Origin of the sequence: Massilia psychrophila, from assembly GCF_002760665.1 — a bacterium.
Taxonomy (GTDB): domain Bacteria; phylum Pseudomonadota; class Gammaproteobacteria; order Burkholderiales; family Burkholderiaceae_D; genus JAFCUW01.
Genome location: NZ_PDOB01000113.1, coordinates 1 through 201 on the forward strand (window position 1 = coordinate 1; position 201 = coordinate 201).

Here is a 201-nt window from a genome sequence, read left to right on the forward strand (position 1 = left end):
GTGGCCAAGTGCACGTGAGTGCGTTTCCGGAAGGCGTCACCGAGGTGGCGCAGTACGGTCCGAATGTGCGGGCCTTGGGCGTGCATCTGACCCAGGGGCAAATGTTGCCTTTTGCGCGCGCGGCCGAACTGATTCACGATATCTATGGCCTGTCGGTATCGCCCGGCGCGCTGCTGGCATGGGTGGGAGAAGCGCGCGGCG

1 pseudogene is annotated in these 201 nt (G+C 65.2%); it reads left to right on the plus strand.

The features are described 5' to 3' along the window. Window positions 1–14: 14 nt before the first annotated feature. Window positions 15–201: pseudogene (locus tag CR103_RS21870) on the plus strand (IS66 family transposase); the annotation flags it as partial.